The following is a 22,291-nucleotide window of genomic DNA, read 5'->3' on the forward strand; positions in this document are numbered from 1 at the left end:
GTCATGAAAGATTCACCCTGGATTCATCGCTAAAACCACATAAAACCACATCGGAGGACGGGGAGCCCCGGAAACCCACGCGGCAAGGTCGGGGACTCCTCCGGCGGACCCCGGAGGGCCGCGCCGGAGGGCCGGCCCCGCAGAGACCGCGCCGGCGCGGCCTCGCTCAGGAGGGCAGGGTCTCCGCGGTGACACCGGCGTCGGTGCCGGGGAGGTTCAGCTCCTCCGCCCGGCGGTCGGCCATGGCCAGCAGCCGGCGGATCCGGCCCGCTACGGCGTCCTTGGTGAGCGGGGGGTCCGCGAGCCGGCCGAGCTCGTCGAGGCTGGCCTGCTTGTTGGACAGCCGCAGCTCCCCCGCCTGCCGCAGGTGCTCCGGGACCTCGTCCCCGAGGATCTCCAGGGCGCGCTCGACCCGGGCGCCGGCGGCCACGGCGGCCTGCGCGGAGCGGCGGAGGTTGGCGTCGTCGAAGTTGGCGAGGCGGTTGGCCGTGGCGCGCACCTCCTTGCGCATCCGCCGGTCCTCCCACTGGAGGAGCGTCTGGTGGGCGCCCATCCGGGTGAGCAGTGCGGCGATCGCGTCCCCGTCCCGCACGACCACCCGGTCCACGCCGCGCACCTCGCGGGCCTTCGCGAGCACGCCGAGCCGGCGGGCCGCGCCCACGAGCGCGAGGGCCGCCTCGGGGCCGGGGCAGGTGAACTCCATCGCGGCGGAGCGGCCGGGCTCCGTGAGGGAGCCGTGGGCGAGGAACGCCCCGCGTAGCACCGCCTCGGCATCGGCCACGGCCCCGTTGACCACGGCGGGCGGGAGCCCGCGCACGGGGCGCCCGCGCGGGTCGAGCAGCCCGGTCTGGCGGGCGAGGGCCTCGCCGTCCTCGACGACGCGCACCACGTAGGAGCTGCCGCGCCGCAGTCCCCCGCCGGAGACGACCACGATCTCGCTGTCGTGGCCGAAGACCTCGTGGACGGCGCGGCGCACCCGGCGCGCGGTGGCGCCGAGGTCCACCTCCGCCTCGACGACGATGCGTCCCGAGACGATGTGGAGCCCGCCCGCGAAGCGCAGCAGGGCGGAGAGCTCGGCGCGCCGCTCCGAGGACCTCTTGATCTCGAGCCGGGACAGTTCTTCCTTCACCGATGACGTCAGGGCCACGCGGTTCCTTTCCTGGGGATGCTGGGGGTGTGTGGGGGTCTGTGGGGTGGCGCGGGCGGGGGCTCAGCGGTGGCGCTCGAAGATCTCCTGGTAGGCGGCCGCGAGACGGAGCGTGTTGTGCACGGCGGTACCGGGGTGGGCCCGGACGTCGGCGTAGAAGACCTCGGCGCCGAGGCCGTGGGCGACCTCCTCGAGGTCGGCGCCGTCCTCGGTCGCCGAGGGATCGGCGAGGACGACGTCGAGGGTCAGCTCGGGGCAGTAGGAGTGCAGGACCCGCAGGTGGTCGGCGGCCGTCTTGCCGCGCGTCTCGGTGTCCGGGGAGAGGTTCAGGGTGACGCAGCGGCGCGCGCGGGAGCCGCAGATCGCCTCGCGCAGCTCGGGCAGCAGCAGGTGCGGCAGCACGGAGGTGTGCCACGAGCCCGGTCCCATGATCACCCAGTCGGCGAGCCCGACCGCCTCGACCGCCTGCGGGCAGGCGGGGGCGTCCGCGGGCACGAGCCGCACGTTGCAGACGTCGGCCTGCTTGGCCAGGACGGCCTGACCGGTGACGGTGCGCACCGGGCCGGGTGCTCCCGGGCCCTCCGGGGCGCCGGGGACGTCACCGGCGATGACCAGCGGCTGCGTGGACATCGGCAGCACCCGGCCGCGGGCGCCCAGCAGGGCGCCCGCCCACTCGAGCCCCGCGACCGGGTCCCCCAGCAGCTCCCACAGCGTGACGATGAGCAGATTGCCCAGGGCGTGGTTGTCGAGGGTCGTGGGGCGGCCCTCCGAGGAGCTGAACCGGTGCTGCATGACGTCGCGCCACGTCCGGCCCCACACGGAGTCGTCGCACAGGGCGGCGAGCGCCATCCGCAGGTCCCCCGGGGGCAGGACCCCGAGCTCGTCGCGCAGCCGGCCGGAGGAGCCGCCGTCGTCGGCCACCGTGACGACCGCCGTGAGCACCGGGGTGATCCGGCGGAGGGCGGCGAGGTTGGCAGAGAGCCCGTGCCCGCCGCCGAGGGCGACCACGGACGGGCTGGCGGCGCCGGGCCGCCGGGCGGAGGGGTCCGGCGAGTGGTGGGGGTCGGCATCGGCGCCGCTGCTGAGGGGCAGCCGGGGGAAGGCACCGGTGGGAGGAAAGGTCATCGGGGGTCCAATTGCGGTGAGGGCGAGCCGGTCACTCCCGGCCCATGTCCCGGTGCTGGATGTTGACGGTCACGAGCGGAAGCTTGGCGAGCCTGCGGGCCACCTCCTCGCTCACGGCCACGGAGCGGTGCTTCCCGCCCGTGCAGCCGATCGCGATGGTGGCGTAGTGCTTGTTCTCCGTACGGTAACCCGTGAAGACCGGTTCGAGCATGGCGACGAACCGGTCCACGAACTGCCGGGGGCCCTCGTCCTGGAAGACGTAGTCGCGGACCTCGTCGTCCTTGCCGGTGCGGGGGCGCAGCGACGGGACCCAGTGCGGGTTGGGGATGAAGCGGACGTCGGCCACGTAGTTCGCGTCCGCGGGGACCCCGTACTTGAAGCCGAAGCTGAGCACGGTCAGGCGCAGCACCACGGGCCCGTTCGTGGAGAACAGGTCGGCCACGGCCCGGGACAGCGCGTGCACGTTGAACCCGGAGGTGTCCAGGACCACGTCGGCCGACTCCCGCAGGTCCGTCAGCAGGGCGCGCTCGGCGCGGATGCCGTCGAGGATCCGCCCGCCGGCCTGCAGCGGGTGGGGCCGGCGCTGGTGCTCGTAGCGGGAGACCAGGACCTCGTCGGCGGCGTCCAGGAAGAGCACCGAGAAGTCGACGTCGGAGGCCTCGAGGGCGGCGAGCGTCTCCTTCATGTCGCTGAACAGGGCCTTGCCGCGCACGTCGATGACCACCGCCAGCTTGGGCAGGGCCTGCGGGGTGCGGGAGACGAGGTCGGCGAGGGTGTGCAGCATCTGCGGCGGCAGGTTGTCGACCACGTACCAGCCGAGGTCCTCGAGGGCGTTCGCGGCCGTGCTGCGCCCGGCCCCGGACATGCCCGTCACGACGAGCAGCTCCGAGCTGGTGGGCTTCGCGTGGTCCGTGCCGTCCGCCGTCCCGACGTCCGCTCCGGCGGTGTGCTCGCTCATGTCCGCTCCGTCTCCCGTCGTGCTGCCCTGCGCCTGGTGGTCCGTCCGTGCCCGCTGCTGTGCTGCCGCCGAGCCCGGTGCCCCGGTCTCGGCCGGGCCCGCGCGGCGGTCCCGCCCCAGCCTAACGAAGTCGGCGGGGAGCCGCGGCGATCCCGGCGGCGCGCCCGCGCTCAGGAAAGGACCTCTCCGGTGGTCATGTTGACCGCCGGGGCGGCGTCGGCGTCGGAGGCCTGCAGCGCCGCGGCCACCTTCTCGGCCAGGGTCCGCCCGAAACCGGGGACCTGCTCGATCTCCTCCACCCGGGCCGCCCGGAGCCTCTTGACGGAGCCGAAGTGCTTCAGCAGCGCCTTCTGCTTGGCGGGGCCCACCCCGGGCAGCTCGTCGAGCACGGAGACCGTCATCGCGGAGGAGCGCTTCTTGCGGTGGAAGGTGATGGCGAAGCGGTGGGCCTCGTCGCGGATCCGCTGCAGCAGGTACAGGCCCTGGCTCGCGCGCGGCAGGATCACGGGGAACTCGTCGTCCGGCACCCAGACCTCCTCCAGCCGCTTGGCCAGGCCGACCACGTGGACGTCGTCGATCCCGAGGTCGCTCAGCGCCCGCGCGGCGGCGGCGACCTGCGGGGGGCCGCCGTCGACCACCACGAGGCTGGGCGGATAGGCGAAGCGGGCCCGTTCGGGGGCCTCGGACCCCGCGTCCACCTGTCCGGTGCGCGGCCCGGCGGCCTCCCGCTCGGCCTGCTCCTCCAGGTGCCGGCGGAAGCGCCGGGAGATGACGTCGTACATGGAGGCGGTGTCGTCCCGGGCGGCCTCGCCGGTGACCGAGAACTTACGGTAGTCCGACTTCTTGGGCAGCCCGTCCTCGAAGACGACCATGGAGGCGACGACGTTGGTCCCCTGCACGTGCGAGATGTCGTAGCACTCGATGCGCATCAGCGGCACGGGGATGCCGAGCGCGTCCTGCAGTTCCTGCAGGGACGCGGAGCGGGTCGTGATGTCGCCGGCCCGGCGGGACTTGTGCAGCTTCAGGGCCTGCCGGGCGTTCTCCTGCACCGTCTCCATGAGGTGGGCCTTCTCCCCGCGCTGCGGGACGGCGATCGAGACCCGGGACCCACGCAGGCCCGAGAGCCACTCCTCGAGCCGGTCGGTGCTGTCGGCGGGCTCGGAGAGCAGCACCGTGCGGGGGATGGCGTCCTCCCGGTAGGCGAGCTCCGCGGAGGGCCGGTGCTTGGACCCGCCCGAGGACGGGGGCGCGGCCGCGTGGGCGCTCTCGGCGGCCTCCGCGGCGGTGTCACCGTAGACCTGCTCGAGCAGCTGCTCGAGCAGCCGCCCGCCGTCGGCCTCCTCCACCTTCTCGGTGACCCACCCGCGCTGGCCGCGGATCCGCCCGCCCCGGACGTGGAAGACCTGCACGGCGGCCTCGAGCTCGTCCTCGGCCAGGGCGAAGAAGTCGGCGTCGGTGCTGTCGGAGAGGACCACGGCGTTGCGCTCGAAGGCCTTCTCCAGGGCGGCGATGTCGTCCCGGCGCGCGGCGGCGGTCTCGAAGTCCATGGCCGCGGCGGCCTCCTGCATCTGCCGCTGCAGCTCCTTGATGAACGGGGTCGCGTGCCCGGCCATGAACCGGCACAGGTCCTCCGCGAGGGCGTAGTGGTCCTCCTCGGAGATCCGCCCCACGCACGGGGCCGAGCACTTGTCGATGTAGCCCAGCAGGCACGGGCGCCCGGACTGCTCGGCCCGCCGGTAGACGCCCTTGGAGCAGGTCCGGACGGGGAAGACACGCAGCAGGGCGTCGAGGGTCTCGCGGATCGCCCAGGCCTGGGAGTAGGGGCCGAAGTAGCGGTTGCCCTTCTTCTTCTCTCCCCGCACCACCTGGGCGCGGGGCACGGACTCGGCCATCGTCACGGCCAGGTAGGGGTAGGACTTGTCGTCTCGGTAGGCGATGTTGAACCGGGGCTTGAACTCCTTGATCCACGTGTACTCGAGCTGCAGGGACTCCAGCTCGCTGCCCACCACGGTCCACTCGACGCCGGCAGCGGTGGTGACCATGGCCCGGGTCTTGGGGCTCAGGGTGTGCGGGGGCGCGAAGTAGGAGCTGAGCCGGTTGCGCAGGTTCTTGGCCTTGCCCACGTAGACCACACGCCCGTACTCGTCCCGGAACCGGTACACCCCGGGGGCGGTGGGGATGTCCTGGCGGGCGGGGCGGTAGCTCTCCGGGTCGGCCACGGTCCGGTCCCCTAGCGGCCGGTGGGGGCGGGGGCGGTGTACCGGGCCAGCAGCTCCCCCAGCTCGGCGGCGTCCCGGGCCACGGCGGCGAAGCCGGTCCCCAGCTCGCCCTCGTCGGCGAAGCCCCAGGCGACGCCCAGGCAGTCGATCCCATGGGCGAGGGCGCCCTCGGCGTCGTAGCGGCGGTCCCCGATCATCACCGTGCGCGCGGGGTCCGGGGCGTCCACGCCCAGCCGCCGCAGCGCCTCGGCGATGATCGCGGGCTTGTCGTGAGCGAGTCCGTCGCGTGGGGCGGCAGCGGCGTCGTCGGCGGCCCCCGAGACCGTCTCGAACCACCGGCCGAGCCCGAACTTCTCGACCGCGAGCTCGGCCGTGGGCTCGGGCTTCTGGGTGGCCACGGCCATCCGCACGCCGGCGTGGTGCAGGCGCTCCAGGAGCTCCTCCACCCCGGGGTAGACGCGGGTCTGCGCGAGCCCCTCGGTGCGGTAGCGCGCCCGGTAGGAGGCGACCACGCGCGGGATCTCCTCCTCCGGGACGTCGGTGAAGGTCCGCAGGGAGAAGCCCACGGGCGGGCCCACGAACCGGCGCAGGTCCTCCGGCACGGCGTGGCCGTGCTCGGCCAGGGCCCGGGCGATGCCGCCGGTGATGGCCCCGGCCGGGTCGAGGAGGGTGCCGTCGAGGTCCCAGAGCACCACGGGAGCCGTCATCGGGCCGCCTCCGCGGTGGCGTGCCCGCCGAGGACCTCGGCGAGGAACCGGCCGGTGTGGCTGTCCGTGTTCCGGGCCACCTGCTCCGGGGTGCCCTCGGCCACCACCTGGCCGCCGCCGGAGCCGCCGTCCGGGCCGAGGTCCACGATCCAGTCGGCGGACTTGATGACGTCCAGGTTGTGCTCGATGGTCATCACGGTGTTGCCCTTGTCCACGAGCCCCTGCAGCACGAGCAGCAGCTTGCGGATGTCCTCGAAGTGCAGGCCGGTGGTGGGCTCGTCCAGTACGTAGATGGAGCGGCCGTTGGAGCGCTTCTGCAGCTCCGCGCCCAGCTTCACGCGCTGGGCCTCACCGCCGGACAGGGTGGTGGCGGGCTGGCCCAGCCGGACGTAGCCCAGACCGACGTCCACGAGGGTGTTGAGGTGCCGGGCGATCGGGCCGAACGCCTTGAAGAACTCGGCGGCCTCCTCGATGGGCATTTCCAGGACCTCGGCGATCGTCTTCCCCTTGTAGTGCACCTCAAGGGTCTCCCGGTTGTACCGGGCCCCCTTGCACACCTCGCACGGGACGTAGACGTCGGGCAGGAAGTTCATCTCGATCTTGATCGTGCCGTCACCGGAACACGCCTCGCAGCGCCCGCCCTTGACGTTGAAGGAGAAGCGGCCGGCCTGGTAGCCGCGCACCTTGGCCTCCGGGGTCTCGGCGAAGAGCTTGCGGATGTGGTCGAACACGCCCGTGTACGTGGCGGGGTTGGAGCGCGGGGTCCGGCCGATCGGGCTCTGGTCCACGTGGACCACTTTGTCCAGGTGGTCCACGCCGTCGATCCGCTTGTGCCGGCCGGGGACCTGCTTGGCCCCGTTGAGCTTGTTGGCCAGCGCCGTGTAGAGGATGTCGTTGACCAGCGTGGACTTCCCGGACCCGGACACCCCGGTCACGGCGGTCAGCACCCCCAGCGGGAAGGAGACGTCGATGCCGCGCAGGTTGTTCTCCCGCGCCCCGACGACCTTGAGCATCCGCTTGCGGTCGATCGCCCGCCGCTGCGCGGGCACCCGGATGGCCCGGCGGCCGGAGAGGTAGTCCGCCGTGATGGACCCTTCGTTGGCCAGCAGCTCCTCGTAGGTCCCCGAGTGCACCACGCGCCCACCGCGCTCGCCGGCGCCGGGGCCGACGTCCACGACCCAGTCGGCCTCGCGGATGGTGTCCTCGTCGTGCTCGACCACGATCAGGGTGTTGCCCATGTCCCGCAGCTTGGTGAGAGTGCCGATGAGCCGGCGGTTGTCCCGCTGGTGCAGCCCGATCGAGGGCTCGTCCAGGACGTAGAGCACGCCCACGAGCCCGGCCCCGATCTGGGTGGCCAGGCGGATGCGCTGGGCCTCGCCGCCGGACAGGGTCGCGGCGGCGCGCTCGAGGTTGAGGTAGTCCAGGCCCACGTCCACGAGGAAGGTCAGACGGGCCTGGATCTCCTTGAGCACCTGCTCGCCGATCCGCGCCTCGCGGGTGCTGAGCTCCAGGTCCCGGAAGAACGCGTGGGCCTCCCGCATGGGCATGCGGGTGGTCTCGGCGATGTTCTTCCCGCCCACGGTCACGGCCAGCATGGTCGGGTTCAGCCGGGCGCCGTCGCAGGCCGGGCAGGCGACCTGGCGCATGTACTGCTCGTAGCGGTCCTTGGCGTTGTCGGACTCCGTCTCCGCGTGCTTGCGCTTGATGTAGCCGATCACGCCCTCGAAGCCCTGGGTGTAGCGGCGCTCCCGGCCGAACCGGTTCCGGTAGGCCACGGTGACCTGGTAGTCCTTGCCCTCGAGGATCGCCTTGCGCGCCTTGGCGGGCAGCTTCCGCCACGGGGTCACCAGGTCGAAGCCGAGCTCCTGGCCCAGCCCGGCGAGCAGGCGGTTCCAGTACTCGCTGGTGGCCTTGCCGAGCGACCACGGGGCGATCGCGCCCTCCACGAGGGACAGGTCCGGGTTGGGGACCACGAGCTCCTCGTCGACCTCGAGGCGCGAGCCGATGCCGTCGCACTCCGGGCACGCGCCGAAGGGGGCGTTGAAGGAGAAGGACCGGGGCTCGATCTCGTCGGCCTGCAGGGGGTGCTCGTTGGGGCAGGCGAGGTTCTCGGAGAACGGGCGGCGCAGCTCCAGCGGGTGGGCGATCTCCTCGTCCGTGCGGGGCACGAGCTCGACGACGACGCGGCCCTCGGCGAGGCCGAGCGCTGTCTCGACGGAGTCGGTCAGGCGCTGGCGGATGCCCTCCTTGACCACGAGCCGGTCCACGACCACCTCGATGGTGTGCTTGAACTGCTTCTTGAGCTTGGGCGGGTCCGAGAGCTGGACCGTCTCGCCGTCCACGGTGGCGCGGGAGAAGCCCTTGGCGGAGAGCTCCTGGAAGAGGTCCACGAACTCGCCCTTGCGCTCGCGCACCACGGGCGCGAGGACCTGGAAGCGGGTCTTCTCCGGCATCTCGAGGAGCTGGTCCACGATCTGCTGCGGGGTCTGCTTCTCGATCGCCTCGCCGCACTCGGGGCAGTGTGGGTGGCCGACGCGCGCCCACAGCAGGCGCATGTAGTCGTAGATCTCGGTGATCGTGCCCACCGTGGAGCGCGGGTTGCGGGAGGTGGACTTCTGGTCGATGGACACCGCCGGGGACAGGCCCTCGATGAAGTCGACGTCCGGCTTGTCCACCCGGCCCAGGAACATCCGGGCGTAGGAGGACAGGGACTCGACGTAGCGGCGCTGGCCCTCGGCGAAGATCGTGTCGAAGGCCAGCGACGACTTCCCGGAGCCGGACAGCCCCGTGAACACGACCATGGCGTCCCGCGGCACGGTCAGCGAGACGTTGTCGAGGTTGTGCTCGCGAGCGCCCTGCACCACGATCTCGGTGAGGTCGGACCTGCGCGCGGCCCGGGCGCCGGCGGCGGTCACCGGCCCGTCGAGGGCTTCGGAGGGCTCGGTCGACGGGCTCAGGACCAGGGTGGACGTGGGGATCGGCTCAGACACGCCCTCCACTCTAGTACCGGGCCCGGACATCGGGCCCGGGTCCGTGGGCGGGTTCACACCCGGTCCACGGGGCCGGTGGAGGTGTCCTCGCGGACCCGCTCACGGGCTGAGCCGCCGGCGGAGGAGCCGGCCCGGCCGCCGGCGGCGCCGTCCGCGTGCGGACTGGCCGCCGCGGGGTCCGCGCCGGCCGCCGCCTGCTGTCGGCGGGCCTCGCGGGCGTCGACGGTGCGGGTGACGACCTTGAGCCGGCCCGTGGCGGGGTCCACCTCGACGATGTCGACGGTGCGGCGCAGCGGGACCTCCTTGATGAGCAGCACGGCGAGCAGGGTCACCAGGGACGCGAGGGCCGCGACGAGGAAGACGAGACCGGTGCCCGTGCCGTAGGCCTCGCGCACCACGCCCTCGACGGAGGCGGGCAGGGACTCCAGGTCCATCGTGGAGCTGTCCACGGCGGCGGGGTCCCCGCCCCGGGCCCGGGTGCTCTCGGCCAGCTCCCGGGCGAGGTGGGAGCTCATGAGGGCGCCGAACACGGCGACCGCCACCGCGCCGCCCATGGTGCGGAAGAACGCGACCGAGGAGGACGCCGCGCCCATGTCCTTGAGCCCCACGGTGTTCTGCACGGCCAGGACCAGGTTCTGGTTCAGCGCGCCGATGCCCAGACCCACGAGGAAGATGAAGACGCTCACGGCCCACAGCGCGGTGTCGTGCGTGAGCGTCGCGGCGAGGAACAGGCCCGTGGACATGAGCACGGCCGCGACCACCAGGATGATCTTCCAGCGCCCGTAGCGGGTGATCAGCTGTCCGGCGACCGTGGCGCCCACGAGGGAGCCGAACACCTGCGGGAGCATGAGCACCCCGGCCATGGTGGGGCTGTAGCCCTGACCCAGCTGGAAGTACTGGCCCAGGTAGGTGGTCGAGGCGAACATGGCCCCGCCGGTGGCGATGGCCGCGAGGATGGCCAGCGCGGTGGTGCGCTCGGTGACCACCCGGATGGGCAGCACCGGCTCGGCGGCGCGCTGCTCCACGAGCACGAACAGCACGGTGCCCACGAGCGCGGTGGCGACGAGGGCCGCCGAGGCCGGCGAGACCCACTCGAACATCCCGGGCTGGCCGGCCAGGGACACCCACAGCAGCAGCGCGGAGGCGGAGACGACCAGCAGCGCGATGCCAAGCCAGTCGATGCTCACCTTCCGAGGTGCCTGCGGCGGGATGTGCAGGGTGCGGTGGACGAGCACCGCCGCCAGGACCGCCAGCGGGGCGGGGATGAGGAACACCCAGCGCCAGCCGAAGAGGTCCACGATGAGCCCGCCGAGCAACGGGCCGGCGGAGGTGGCCACGGCCATCACGGCGCCCATGTAGCCGGCGTAGCGGCCGCGCTCCCGGGGCGGGATGATCGTGCCCATGATGGTCATGGCCAGGGCCATGATCCCGCCCATGGCCACGCCCTGGACCACGCGGGCCAGGATGAGGAACTCGATGGTCGGCGCCAGCCCGGCCATGGCCGAGCCGAGCACGAAGATCACGATGGACAGCTGGAGCAGCTTCTTCTTGTCGAAGAGGTCGGCGAGCTTGCCCCACACGGGCGTGGTCGCGGCGTTGGCGAGCAGGGTGCCGGTGACCGTCCAGGACAGCGACGTCTGGTCCCCGCCGAGGTCGGCCATGATCACGGGCAGGGCCGTGCCGATGATCGTGAGGGTGACCATCGCCATGAAGAACACGGAGAGGATCCCGGTGAGTGCGCGCAGCACCTCCTGGTGGGAGGCGCCGGTCCCCCCGCCCGGTGCGGTGGTCGGTTGCTGATGCGTCATCTCGCGATCTCCCCCTCGTGCTCTCGGTCGGCGTCCTGCCGGCGGGCGTTCTTTCGGTCGGCGTTCATTCGATCCGCCGCCCTGCGGTTGGTGGCCGATCCGGGGGGCCTGTCTCCGCCATCGCAGCCCTCGGGCTCCCCGGGACCGCGGCATGACGTGGTGCGCTCCACCCCGAGGGACCTCAGGAAGACGGTGGTGATCTCGTTGATGGCTCCCCGGCTGGCGCGGGCCTGGTCCTCGTCCCAGCCCTCGAGCCGCGCGGCGAGACGCTGGGCGTCCTCCTCCAGCACGGTCCGGACCTGTTCCCGGCCCCGTTCCGTGATGGCCACGAGCGCGGCGCGCCCGTCGTCGGGGTCGGGAGTGCGCTCCACGTGGCCCTCCTCCTCGAGGACGGCCAGCTGGCGGCTCAGCCCCGAGGGCCCCAGCCCGGTCTCGGCGGCCATCACGGTGGCCCGGCGCGGCCCGTTGCTGTCGAGGTAGTAGAGCAGGGCGATCGCCGTGGGGTTGAGCCGGCGCGGGCCGGCGTCGGTCTTGGTCACGCGCTTCATGACGCGCTGCAGTTCCAGCAGGTCGCGCACCAGCTCCACGGCGGTGTCGTGGGAGACGGGCAATGGGGGCCTCCGGGATCGGGGATGTTAGGGGCGACAACGACGAAGGGGCACCCGGTCCGCACACCCCGCTCCTCGCGGGGTCCCGCGTCGACGACGACGCAGGCGTGGTGCCACTGGATGCCCTGATAAATGATTGCCGCACGCAACTATACCCTCACCCTGCCGGGTCGGCAACCATGACCCCTCCCGCAACAATCGCGCAATTTGGCACAGCGAAGTCCGACCGGAATTCGCCACCCGCACGCTGCAGACCAACCTCAGGGAAAACGCGGACGTCAGGTGCCTATTTCAGGTCGCGGACAGTCCCTTGCCACAACAACCATGTGTACTTTCGAACTGATGCAATGGGCTGATTTGTTGACCGTGGAGTAGTAACGACCTACGTTGATGTGACTTGCACCACTATTAAGGGAGCTTGTCATGAACCCCGTTCGCAAGTCAGTTGCCACCGTCGCCGCCGCCGGAGTGCTACTCGGTGGAGGCATGGCTATGCCTGCCTATGCGGCGCAGCAGGACGGTCTGATCAACGTAGTCGTCATCGATGACAACAATGAGATCCTCTCCAACAACAACGTCGCCATCGGTGTGGCGGCTCAAATCGCAGCCAACGTCTGCGGTGTAAAGGTCGGGCCCCTGGCCGTCCTCGGCAGGGCAGTTGATCGTTCCGGTCAGACGGACGTCATCTGCGAGGCAACTCCCGAGCAGGATGGAGTCGTGTTCAACCAGAATCAATAAGCATCGACATCCGAGGGCGCCCCGTCCGAGGCCGGAGGGGCGCCCTCGGCGTCCGCGGACTACTCTTCGTCGGTCCCATCCGAGCAGCTAGAAGTTACCGGAGCCCGCGATTGGCCAGTGCCGGGACACGGGAGTACCTTCGTCCTCATGATCGCAACGAAGACGGAGGTCACCGACCTCGCCGAGGTCACGATCCGCCGGATCTCCGTGAGCGAGATGGACAACAACGTCTACCTGCTCACTTCCAAGGACGAGGGCACGCAGGTCCTCATCGACGCGGCCGACGACGCCCGGGCCATCGCCGGTCTCGTGGGCGCCGGCAACGGCGACTGCTCCCAGGCCTACGGCAATCTCCAGCTCATCATCACCACCCACTCGCACTGGGACCACGTCCGTGCCCTCGAGGAGGTCCGCTCCCGGTCCGAGGCCATGACGGCGTGCGGCGCCGACGACGAGCCCGACATCGCCGTGCCTATGGACCTGACCTTCGAGGACGGCGACACGGCCGAGTTCGACGGCTTCGACCTCGAGGTCATCGGGCTGCGGGGGCACACCCCGGGCTCGATCGCCCTGGTCTACCGCGATCCGGAGGGCCCGGCGCACATCTTCTCGGGCGACTCCCTCTTCCCCGGAGGCGTGGGCAGGACGAACAGCCCCGAGGACTTCCGGCAGCTGATCGACGACGTCACCGAGCGCGTCTTCGAGCGCTTCGACGACGACACCGTGGTCCACCCCGGCCACGGCAGGCCCACCACGCTGGGGGCGGAGCGTCCGCACCTCGAGGAGTGGCGGGCCCGCGGGTGGTGAACACCGGCCCCACCACCGCGACCGGGACCGCGGCCCCCGACCGCAGCGCCTACACCGCCGTCCTGCTCTTCCCCGTGCTCGTCCTCGCGGGCGGGCTCGTGGGGTTCCTGGCCCCCGGTGCCGTGAGCGGGCTGTCGGGATGGATCAACCCCCTGCTCGGAGTGGTCATGTTCGGCATGGGCCTGACCCTGCGTCTCGTGGACTTCGCACTCGTGGCGAAGCGGCCCCTGCCGGTGCTGCTCGGCGTCGCGGCGCAGTACGTGATCATGCCTCTCGTGGCGCTGCTCGTGGTGTTCCTGCTGCGGCTGCCGCCGGAACTCGCCGCGGGCGTGATCCTGGTGGGCTGCGCACCCGGCGGCACGGCCTCCAACGTGGTCGCCTACCTCGCCCGCGGTGACGTGGCCCTGTCGGTCACGATGACCTCGATCTCCACCCTGCTGGCGCCGCTGCTCACACCCCTGCTGACCCTGTGGCTGGCCGGGCAGTACCTGCCGGTGGACGGCGGGGCCATGGCGTGGTCGATCACCAAGATCGTGCTCCTGCCCGTCGTCGCGGGCCTGGCCGTGCGCCTGCTCGTCCCCCGGCTGGTCGAGCGCGCCCTGCCCGTGCTGCCGTGGGTGTCGGTCGCGGCCATCGCCCTGATCGTGGCCATCGTGGTCTCGGGCAGCGCCGACCGGATCGTCGAGGCGGGCCTGCTCGTGCTCGCGGCCGTGGTCCTGCACAACGTGCTCGGCCTGGCCCTGGGGCACCTCGTGGGCGCGGTGACGCGGCAGCCGATCGCCGTGCGCCGCACCACCGCCGTGGAGGTGGGCATGCAGAACTCCGGACTGGCCGCCGGGCTCGCCGCCCAGTACATGAACCCCCTGGCGGCGCTGCCCGCCGCAGTCTTCTCGGTCTGGCACAACCTGTCGGGCGCCCTGTTCGCCGTGCTCTGCCGGCGCGCCGACGCCCGCCGCGCCCGCCCTTGAGCAGCCGCCGGCGGGACCGCCCGGTGACCGGCCGCCCCTGTCGCGCGCGATGAGCCCTCCGGCAGGTGCGGACGCGGCGTCCGCCGCTCCTCCCCTGCACGTCACGCCCGTGCTGTCCCCGCAGCCGCTGGCGGACGCGGTCGCGGGGCAGGAACCGGCCTTCGGCCGCACCCTCCGGCTCGCCCTGGCCATGCGCGGGGGCGTGAGCCTGGCGGTGTGGATCGGCGGCGCGGTGGCGGAGCTGGACCTCCTGCGGCGGATCCGGATCCACCGGGACGGCCGCGGAGCGCTGCACGCCTATCTCCTGCACCCGTCCACGACCGCTGATCCCCTGGTCGAGGAGCGCGCGGCGGTGTACGCGCGACTGCTCGCGGACGCCGGCTACGACCGGGTGGAGCTCGATCTCCTCGCCGGGGCCAGCGCCGGCGGGCTCAACGGCGTGGTGCACGCCGTGGCCCAGCGCGCGGGCTCCGGCATGGACGCCCTCGGCCGGATCTGGGCGGAGCACGGCGCGCTCGACCGGCTGCTGCGCCCGCTCGGACGGCGGCCGGTGGACTCCCTGCTGCGCGGCGACGACTACCTGTGGACGCGGCTGCTGGAGGCGCTCGAGGCGCTCCGGGGCAGCGCGGAGCACCACCCGGACCTGGCGGCCGAGCACGTGACGGTCGAGCTCTCCGCCACGGTCCTGGACAGCGACCCCTCCCCCTACAGCGCGTCGGCGCAGGGACGCAGCGACTTCCACTTCACGTCCCCGGAGCCCGGCTCTCCCGCCCCGCCGCTGGACAACGGCATCCCCGGGCGCAGCACCGCCCCGGCGGAGGCCGCGGCCGCCCTGTCCCGGCTGGCCTACGCGGCCCGGGCGACGGCCTCCTTCCCCGGGGCCTTCGAGCCGGCCTCGGTGTGGTCCGCCCCGACCCCGGGCCCGCTGGGCGCGCCGGGACCGGGGGCCGGGCGCCCGGACCTGAGCCATGCCTTCGGCGCGCACCGCGACCCCGCGGAACTCCCCTACCACGTGGTCGACGGCGGTGTGTTCGACAACATCCCCATCGACCGGGCGCTGCAGGCCGCGCGCACCCGGACGTCCCTGCGGCACGCCGACCGGGGCCTGCTGTACCTCGACCCGGACCCGCCCCAGCGCGAGCGGGCCGTGCCCTTCGAGCGGGATCTGCCGCGGCTCGTGGGCACGCTGGCCGCCACGGTCGCCCGTCTGCCCCGGCGGGAGTCGGACGACGACGAGGTGCTGGCCCTGTCCGACTACCTCGACGCCCAGCTCGTGGCCCGCGGTCGCCTGCACCCGCTGGCCGCCCTGATCGGGTGCTGGGACGAGGTCTCGCTCGAGGAGCGCCGCCGGGCCTATCTGCGCTACCGGGGCCGGGCCGACGCCGAGCTGCTCGCGCGCCTGCTGACCCGCCCGGCGGAGTGGCAGCTCACCTCGACCCTGGCCCGGCGCGACGCCCTGCGGGCGCGGCCGCCCCGGGCGCTCGAGCCGTTGCGGACACAGCTGCTGGGACGCTACGACGCCCTCTCCCGGGGCCCGCTCGACGACCCTGCCGCCGCGGCGGTGCTGCGGGGAGCGCAGGCGCTGTTCGACGCCGCGTCCTGCGTGCTCTCCTGGGTGCGGGTCCTGGAGGAGCTGGGCCTCGACGGGCCGGACGCTCCGGGCGGCGGCTTCGACAGGGCCCTCGCCCGCGAGCGCGCCTACCGGGTGCTGACGGTCGCCCGCCACGAGCGCGACCGGCGGTTCCAGGCCGTGCTGGCCGCCGGAGCGGATCCGGCGGCACCGCTCACGGACGTCATCGACCCCTGGCTGGGCGCGGACGGCCCGGAGCACCGGCCGACGGCCGCCTCCTGGGCCGAGCTGGACGCGGTCGTCGACGGGCTGCGGAGCCTGCACGCCGCGGTGGACGGGCACCTGGACGCCGACCGTCCCGGCACGGCGGCGCGGCGTGCGGCCTGGGAGGCGTCCCCCTGGTCGAGGATCCCCGCCGGGGACACCGCGCCGACCGCCGTGGACCTGCCTCCGTTGCTGGCCGCGGCCGGGATGCCCACCGCGGTGTCCCGGGTGGCCTACGGAGAGATCCGCGGGGACCAGGCGCCCGCGGCGCCGGCCGCGTTCCCCGCCCTCCGGGCCTCGCTCGCCCGTGACCGCCTCCAGCAGGCGCTCGACGCGCCGGACGCCGGGATCAAGGAGCTCGCCCGGCTGCTCGGCGGCGACCGGGTGCCGGCGAGCGCCAAGCTGGCCGGCGCCGGGCTGCTGAACTTCCGGGGCTTCCTGGCCGGGGACTGGCGGGCCAACGACTGGTGGTGGGGCCGTCTCGACGCGGCGGCCGGCGTCGCCGGGTTCCTGCGCGCACTGCCGGCGCCACCGGCGGCGGCCTCGTCCGGCCCGGCCGGTGCTGCCCCGGCCGGCGCCGCCCCGGCCGGGAGCACCACGACCGACGATCCCGCCGTCGCGGCCCTGCAGGACGCCCTGCTGCGGGACGTCGGCCACGGCTCGGCCGGGAGCGGCCGGGCGGCGGTCGGTGCGAGCGCCGACGGCCTGGACCGCCTGGCCCCGGGCCACCGCCTCTCGCTGGCCTCGCGCGGGGTGCGGGTGCTGGGACGGGCCCTGGCGGGCACCCCGGACCTGCCCCGCCCCGTCTGGGAGCTGGTGCTGCTGGTGCTCCAGCCCGCGCTCGTGCTGGCGCCCGCCGTGGTGACCCCCGTGCGCGCCGCCCTCGTCGCCGTCGCGCTGGCGGCCGGGCTGTGGGCGGCCACGGGTCCGCTCGGCCCGGACGGTCGGGCCTGGTCGTGGCCCGGTGCTGCGCTGCTCGCGGCCGGTTCCGCCGCGCTGGTGCTGTCCCTCCTGCGGACGGGGCGGCGGGCGCTGCTGCGGTGGGCGGCCGTCCGTGACGCCGCCGGGATCCGGCCGCCGCCCGGGACCGGTTCCTCGTCCGCGGCCTCCGCTCTTCCGCGGGTCACCGCGGAAGAGGTCGCCGCCGCCCGCCGCGGCGCGCTGCGGCGGGCCGCCCTGGCGGGGGCGGCGGCGCTGTCCCTGCTGCTCCCGCTCTGCTCCGCCGTGCCGTCCGGGCGCGGCGCCGCGGCCCTGCTGCTGGTGCTCGCGGCGCTCGTGCTGGAGCGCCTGGCCGGGACCGTGGCGCTGCGCGCGCCGCGCAGGGGTCCCGACGAGGTCGCCCGTGCTGCCCTCGTGGTGGTGGCGGCGGTGGCGGTCTGGTCCGGGGCCGCCCTGGCGGGGCTGCCGGGCCTCGTGCCGGACGGCGCCGCAGCGCGGGCCGCCGCGCTGGCCCTGGCGCTGCTCCTGGCCGGTGTCCTGCTCCTGGCGGGATGGGTGCGGCCCGCCTGGGCCCTCGTCGTCGCGGTGGCCGCGGCGGCGCTCGGGGGCGCCGCGGCCTGGGTGCTGTGGACCTGGACGGGCGGTCCCGGGTGGCTTTGGGCCGACCTGCCGGCCGTGGCCGGGGCGGCCTACGGCTGGGCGGCCGTCCTGTGGTGGGCGCCCTCGGAGACCATGCTGCGGCGGTACGGGCCCGGTGAGGAGCTGCTGGGCCGCCGGTGAGCCGGCGGCCCGTGCGCCCGGGAGAGGCGTGGGGCGAAGGAGGCGTGGGCCGGAGGGGCGTGGGCCGGAGGGGCCGTGGGCCGGAGACGTCCTGCGCCGGGCGGAGCCAGCGCCGGAGAAGGGCGCGTGTCAGAACAGGCCGGTGACGCGCCCGTCGTCGTCGACGCCGATCCGCTCGGCCGCCGGGGAGGTGCCCAGCCCCGGCATGGTGCGCATCGTCCCGCAGATCGCGTAGAGGTAACCGGCGCCCACGGCGGCGCGCAGCTCGCGGACCGGCAGGGACCACCCGGTGGGCGCGCCCTTGCGGGCGGGGTCCGCGGTGGTGGACAGGTGTGTCTTGGCGATGACGACCGGCAGCCCTCCGTAGCCCAGTTCCTCGTAGCGGGCCAGCTGGTGCTCCGCGGCCGGGGTGATCTCGAGGCCGTCCGCGCCGTAGACGCGGGTGGCGACCGCGGTGAGCTTGTCCTCGAGGGACTCGGTGAGCCCGTAGGTCGGGGTGTACCCGGCCGGGTGCTCGCACGCCGCGGCCACGGCGTCGGCGAGCTCGGCCGCCCCGGCGCCGCCCTCGGACACCGCCGTGCACACGGCCACCTCGGCCCCGGTCGCCCGGGCGATCCGGCGGATCGCCTCGTGCTCCGAGGGGTGGTCGCCGGGGAACGCGTTGATCGCCACCACCGGGGAGATCCCGAAGGACCGGGCGATCGCCAGGTGGTGGAGCAGGTTGGCCGCCCCCGCCTCCACGTCCCCGGGGTTCTCCTGGAGCATCTCCGCCGGCAGCGCCTTGCCCGGGCGCACGGTGTAGCGGCCGGAGTGGGTCTTCAGCGCCCGCACCGTGGTCACGAGCACCGCCGCGTCCGGGGTCAGGCCCGAGGCCCTGGCCTTGACGTTGACCAGCCGCTCGAGACCCATGTCCGCGCCGAACCCCGCCTCGGTGATGACGTAGTCGGCGTGGGCCATGGCCACGTAGTCGGCGACCACGGAGGAGTTGCCGGTCGCGATGTTGCCGAACGGCCCGGCGTGGACCAGCGCCGGGGTCGCCTCCAGGGTCTGCAGCAGGTTCGGCTGGAAGGCGTCCTGCAGGAGCACCGCCATGGACCCGGCGGACCTGAGGTCCTCGGCGGAGACGGGTTCGCCGTCGTACGTGGAACCGACCACGATCCGGCCCAGGCGGCGGCGCAGGTCGGCGAAGGACGTGGCGAGCGAGAGGATCACCATCACCTCGGACGCGGCGGTGATGTCGAAGCCCGTCTGGCGGGGCACGCCGTCCTGGTGGTCGCCGAGGCCCACCACCACGGTGCGCAGCGCCCGGTCGTTGACGTCGAGGACCCGCCGCCAGGTGATCGAGCGGACGTCCAGGCCCAGGGTGTTGCCGTGGTGCAGGTGGTTGTCGATCATGGCCGCCAGCAGGTTGTGGGCGGCCGTCACGGCGTGGAAGTCCCCGGTCAGGTGCAGGTTCAGCTTGTCCATCGGCAGCAGCTGGGCGTAGCCCGCGCCCGCGGCGCCGCCCTTGATGCCGAACGTGGGGCCCATGGAGGGCTGGCGCAGCGTCAGGGCGGCGGAGCGGCCGGTGGCGGCCATGCCTTGGGCCAGGCCCACCGCCGTGGCCGTCTTCCCCTCGCCGAGCGGCGTGGGGGTCAGCGCCGTGACCACCACGTACCGCACGCCCCGGGCGTGCTTGCGCTCGGTGGCCTCCTCGGGGGTGGACACCTCGTCCGGGCGCGGGTCGACCTTCGCGACGAACCGCCCGTAGGGCTCCAGGCGGTCGGCGGCGATCCCGGCCGCGGCCGCGATCTCGGTCACGGGGCGCGGCCGGGCGGCCTGGGCGATCGCCAGGTCCGAGGGCAGCGGGGCGGTGCCGTGCGTCATGCGCCCAGTCTGCTGGACCCGGGGCCGTCCCGGCGAGTGCCCCGCCGCAGTGGCCCGGTCCCGGGCCCCCGTGACCCGGGACCGGCACGGACCGGGGCGCGCCTCCCCGATACAGTGGAGGACGATGAAACTTCTCGAAGCCCTGTCCCCCGAGCTCGGCACTCCGGGCCACCCGTACTACCGCGGCGACTACGCCACCAACGCCCTGTCCGGGGACGAGGTCTACGAGGGGTTCCTCGGCTGGATCGCCTCCCGGGACATGGAGCTCTACCCGGCCCAGGACGAGGCCGTGCTGGAGTTCGCGAGCGGGTCCAACGTGATCCTCGCGACCCCCACCGGGTCCGGGAAGTCCACGGTGGCGGTCGCGGCGCACTTCGCGGGCCTCGCCGCAGGGCAGCGCTCGTACTACACCGCCCCGATCAAGGCGCTCGTGTCCGAGAAGTTCTTCTCGCTCGTGGAGATCTTCGGCGCGGAGAACGTCGGCATGGTCACCGGCGACTCAGCGGTCAACGCCGCCGCCCCCATCATCTGCTGCACCGCGGAGATCCTCGCCAACGTCGCCCTGCGCGAGGGCCGGGACGCGGACGTGGGGCCCGTGGTGATGGACGAGTTCCACTTCTACTCCGACCCCCAGCGCGGCTGGGCCTGGCAGGTGCCGCTGCTGGAGCTGCCCCAGGCGCAGTTCCTGCTCATGAGCGCCACCCTGGGGGACGTCTCCCGTTTCGAGGAGGGCATCACCGAGCTCACGGGCCGCCCGACGACGACGGTCTCCTCGGCGGAGCGGCCCATCCCGCTGCACCACTACTGGTCCGAGGACCCCATCCACGAGGCCCTCGAGGAGCTGCTCGCCACGAACCAGGCGCCGGTGTACGTGGTGCACTTCTCCCAGCTGCAGGCCATGGACCAGGCGCAGAACCTGATGTCCGTCAACGTGCTGACCAAGGAGGAGAAGGAGCGCATCGGGGAGCTGATCGGCGGGTTCCGCTTCGCGGCCGGCTTCGGCAAGACCCTCAACCGGCTGGTCCGCCACGGCATCGGCGTCCACCACGCCGGGATGCTGCCCAAGTACCGCCGGCTCGTGGAGCAGCTCGCCCAGACGGGACTGCTCAAGGTCATCTGCGGCACCGACACCCTGGGGGTGGGCATCAACGTGCCCATCCGCACCGTGGTCATCACGGCGCTGTCCAAGTTCGACGGCGAGCGCACCCGCCGGCTCAACGCCCGCGAGTTCCACCAGATCGCGGGCCGGGCCGGGCGGGCCGGCTACGACACCGCGGGCACCGTGGTGGTCCAGGCCCCCGAGCACGTCATCGAGAACAACAAGGCCATGAAGAAGGCCCACGCCAAGTTCGGCGACGACCAGAAGAAGCTGCGGCAGGTGGTGAAGAAGAAGCCGCCGCAGGGCTTCGTGTCCTGGGGGAAGCCGACGTTCGAGACCCTGGTCGCCTCCGAGCCCGAGCCGCTGACGTCGTCCTTCACGGTGACCCACTCGATGCTGCTCAACCTCCTGCAGCGGCCCGGGGACCCGGTGCTGGCGGCGTGGCACCTGCTGACCCACAACCACGAGCCGCGGCAGCGGCAGCGCGCCCTCCTCAGGCAGGCCATCGGCATCCTCAAGGAGCTGCGCGCCGCCGGCGTGGTCGAGAAGCTCGACGAGCCCGACGAGGAGGGCCGCACCTGGCGGCTGACCGTGGAGCTGCAGGAGAACTTCGCCCTCAACCAGCCGCTGTCCCCGTTCGCCCTGGCCGCCCTGACCCTGCTGGACCGGGAGGACCCCGGCTACGCGCTGGACGTGGTCTCCGTCATCGAGGCGACCCTGGAGAAGCCGCGCCAGGTGCTGAACATGCAGGAGAAGAAGGCCCGCGGGGAGGCCGTGGCGTCGATGAAGGCGGAGGGCCTCGACTACGACGAGCGGATGAAGGAGCTCGAGGACGTCAGCTACGCCAAGCCGCTGGAGGAGCTGCTGACCCAGGCGTTCGAGACCTACCGCACCGGGGCCCCGTGGGTGGCCCAGTTCGAGCTGACGCCCAAGTCCGTGGTGCGGGACATGTACGAGCGCGCCATGACGTTCGGCGACTACGTGCAGTTCTACGGCCTCGCCCGGTCCGAGGGCATCCTGCTGCGCTACCTCTCCGACGCCTACAAGGCGCTGCGCCAGACCGTGCCGCTGGAGCTGCTGCGGGAGGACCTCGAGGACCTCGTGGAGTGGCTGGGCGAGCTCATCCGGCAGACCGACAACTCACTGCTCGACGAGTGGGAGAAGCTGGCCGCCGGGGAGGAGTCCCCCATGGGCACCTCCGCGGACACCCTGGAGGAGCTCATCGACGAGCAGCCCCCCGCGATCACGTCGAACCCGCGGGCGTTCCGGGTCATGGTCCGCAACGCCCTGTTCCAGCGCGTGGAGCTGTTCGCGGACGAGAAGGACAAGGTCCTGGGCGCCCTGGACGGCGAGCACGGCTGGGACCGGGACCGGTGGGCGGACGCCATGGACGCCTACTTCGCCGAGCACGAGGACATCTACACGGACCCCCAGTCGAGGGGCCCGGGGCTGATCCGGATCGACGAGCGGCCCGAGGGGCTGCCGGGCTACTGGACCGTGGTGCAGGTCTTCGACGACCCGGACGGCCACCACGACTGGGGCATCAACGCCCGCGTCGACCTGCGGGCCTCGGACGAGGACGGCTTCCCCGCTGTGGTCGTGGACAACGTCGGGCCCGTCACCGAGACCGGCCGCTGAGCCGGGCCCGCCACCCCGGCGGTCCCGCGACGACGGAGCCCCCGGCCCGCACCTGCTCGG

14 protein-coding genes are annotated in these 22,291 nt (G+C 73.3%); 5 read left to right on the plus strand and 9 right to left on the minus strand.

Going from position 1 to position 22,291, the window contains the following annotated elements; genetic code table 11:
* Positions 1 to 166: 166 nt before the first annotated feature.
* The 8 genes from whiA to ABD220_RS08470 form a co-directional block, all read right to left on the minus strand.
* Entirely contained in the window at positions 167 to 1,147 is a 981-nt protein-coding gene (whiA, locus tag ABD220_RS08435) for a DNA-binding protein WhiA (protein ID WP_344121577.1), read from the minus strand.
* 63 nt (positions 1,148 to 1,210) lie between these two features.
* A complete protein-coding gene (locus ABD220_RS08440; protein WP_344121579.1) occupies positions 1,211 to 2,272 on the minus strand; it encodes a gluconeogenesis factor YvcK family protein in 1,062 nt (353 codons plus the stop codon).
* Positions 2,273 to 2,303: 31 nt separating this feature from the next.
* Entirely contained in the window at positions 2,304 to 3,230 is a 927-nt protein-coding gene (gene rapZ, locus ABD220_RS08445) for an RNase adapter RapZ (protein WP_344121581.1), read from the minus strand.
* Positions 3,231 to 3,400: 170 nt separating this feature from the next.
* Positions 3,401 to 5,449, minus strand: coding sequence for an excinuclease ABC subunit UvrC (gene uvrC, locus ABD220_RS08450; RefSeq protein WP_344121582.1), 2,049 nt, complete (start codon positions 5,447 to 5,449; stop codon positions 3,401 to 3,403).
* Positions 5,450 to 5,460: 11 nt separating this feature from the next.
* Positions 5,461 to 6,156 (minus strand): HAD hydrolase-like protein, encoded by a 696-nt coding sequence (locus ABD220_RS08455; protein ID WP_344121584.1) that lies wholly within the window; start codon positions 6,154 to 6,156, stop codon positions 5,461 to 5,463.
* Positions 6,153 to 9,176, minus strand: coding sequence for an excinuclease ABC subunit UvrA (gene uvrA / locus ABD220_RS08460; RefSeq protein ID WP_425552536.1), 3,024 nt, complete (start codon positions 9,174 to 9,176; stop codon positions 6,153 to 6,155). The genes ABD220_RS08455 and uvrA overlap by 4 nt, the downstream gene beginning before the upstream one ends.
* A gap of 23 nt (positions 9,177 to 9,199) precedes the next feature.
* Positions 9,200 to 10,954, minus strand: a complete 1,755-nt coding sequence (locus ABD220_RS08465) for an MDR family MFS transporter (protein ID WP_344121586.1) — start codon at positions 10,952 to 10,954, stop codon at positions 9,200 to 9,202.
* Positions 10,951 to 11,565 (minus strand): MarR family winged helix-turn-helix transcriptional regulator, encoded by a 615-nt coding sequence (locus ABD220_RS08470; protein WP_344121588.1) that lies wholly within the window; start codon positions 11,563 to 11,565, stop codon positions 10,951 to 10,953. Before ABD220_RS08470 ends, ABD220_RS08465 begins: the two co-directional genes overlap by 4 nt.
* 420 nt (positions 11,566 to 11,985) lie before the next feature.
* Here ABD220_RS08470 and ABD220_RS08475 point away from each other — a divergent pair, with 420 nt between their 5' ends.
* The 4 genes from ABD220_RS08475 (at position 11,986) to ABD220_RS08490 (ending at position 17,628) form a co-directional block, all read left to right on the plus strand.
* Positions 11,986 to 12,300: a hypothetical protein gene (locus tag ABD220_RS08475; RefSeq protein WP_344121590.1), complete on the plus strand. Its 315-nt coding sequence runs from the start codon at positions 11,986 to 11,988 to the stop codon at positions 12,298 to 12,300.
* 147 nt (positions 12,301 to 12,447) lie between these two features.
* Positions 12,448 to 13,107 (plus strand): MBL fold metallo-hydrolase, encoded by a 660-nt coding sequence (locus ABD220_RS08480; protein WP_344121592.1) that lies wholly within the window; start codon positions 12,448 to 12,450, stop codon positions 13,105 to 13,107.
* On the plus strand, positions 13,104 to 14,075 hold the full coding sequence (locus ABD220_RS08485; RefSeq protein ID WP_344121663.1) for a bile acid:sodium symporter family protein: 972 nt from the start codon (positions 13,104 to 13,106) through the stop codon (positions 14,073 to 14,075). The genes ABD220_RS08480 and ABD220_RS08485 overlap by 4 nt, the downstream gene beginning before the upstream one ends.
* A gap of 49 nt (positions 14,076 to 14,124) precedes the next feature.
* Positions 14,125 to 17,628, plus strand: a complete 3,504-nt coding sequence (locus tag ABD220_RS08490) for a DUF3376 domain-containing protein (protein WP_344121594.1) — start codon at positions 14,125 to 14,127, stop codon at positions 17,626 to 17,628.
* A 129-nt stretch (positions 17,629 to 17,757) separates the two neighbouring features.
* Here the strand turns inward: ABD220_RS08490 and ABD220_RS08495 are convergent, their stop codons facing one another.
* Positions 17,758 to 19,494, minus strand: a complete 1,737-nt coding sequence (locus tag ABD220_RS08495) for a formate--tetrahydrofolate ligase (RefSeq protein WP_344121596.1) — start codon at positions 19,492 to 19,494, stop codon at positions 17,758 to 17,760.
* 124 nt (positions 19,495 to 19,618) lie between these two features.
* Between ABD220_RS08495 and ABD220_RS08500 the strand changes: the two genes are divergently transcribed.
* Entirely contained in the window at positions 19,619 to 22,231 is a 2,613-nt protein-coding gene (locus tag ABD220_RS08500) for a DEAD/DEAH box helicase (protein WP_344121598.1), read from the plus strand.
* Positions 22,232 to 22,291: the final 60 nt, after the last annotated feature.

This window comes from Kocuria aegyptia (assembly GCF_039530085.1).
Lineage (GTDB): Bacteria > Actinomycetota > Actinomycetes > Actinomycetales > Micrococcaceae > Kocuria > Kocuria aegyptia.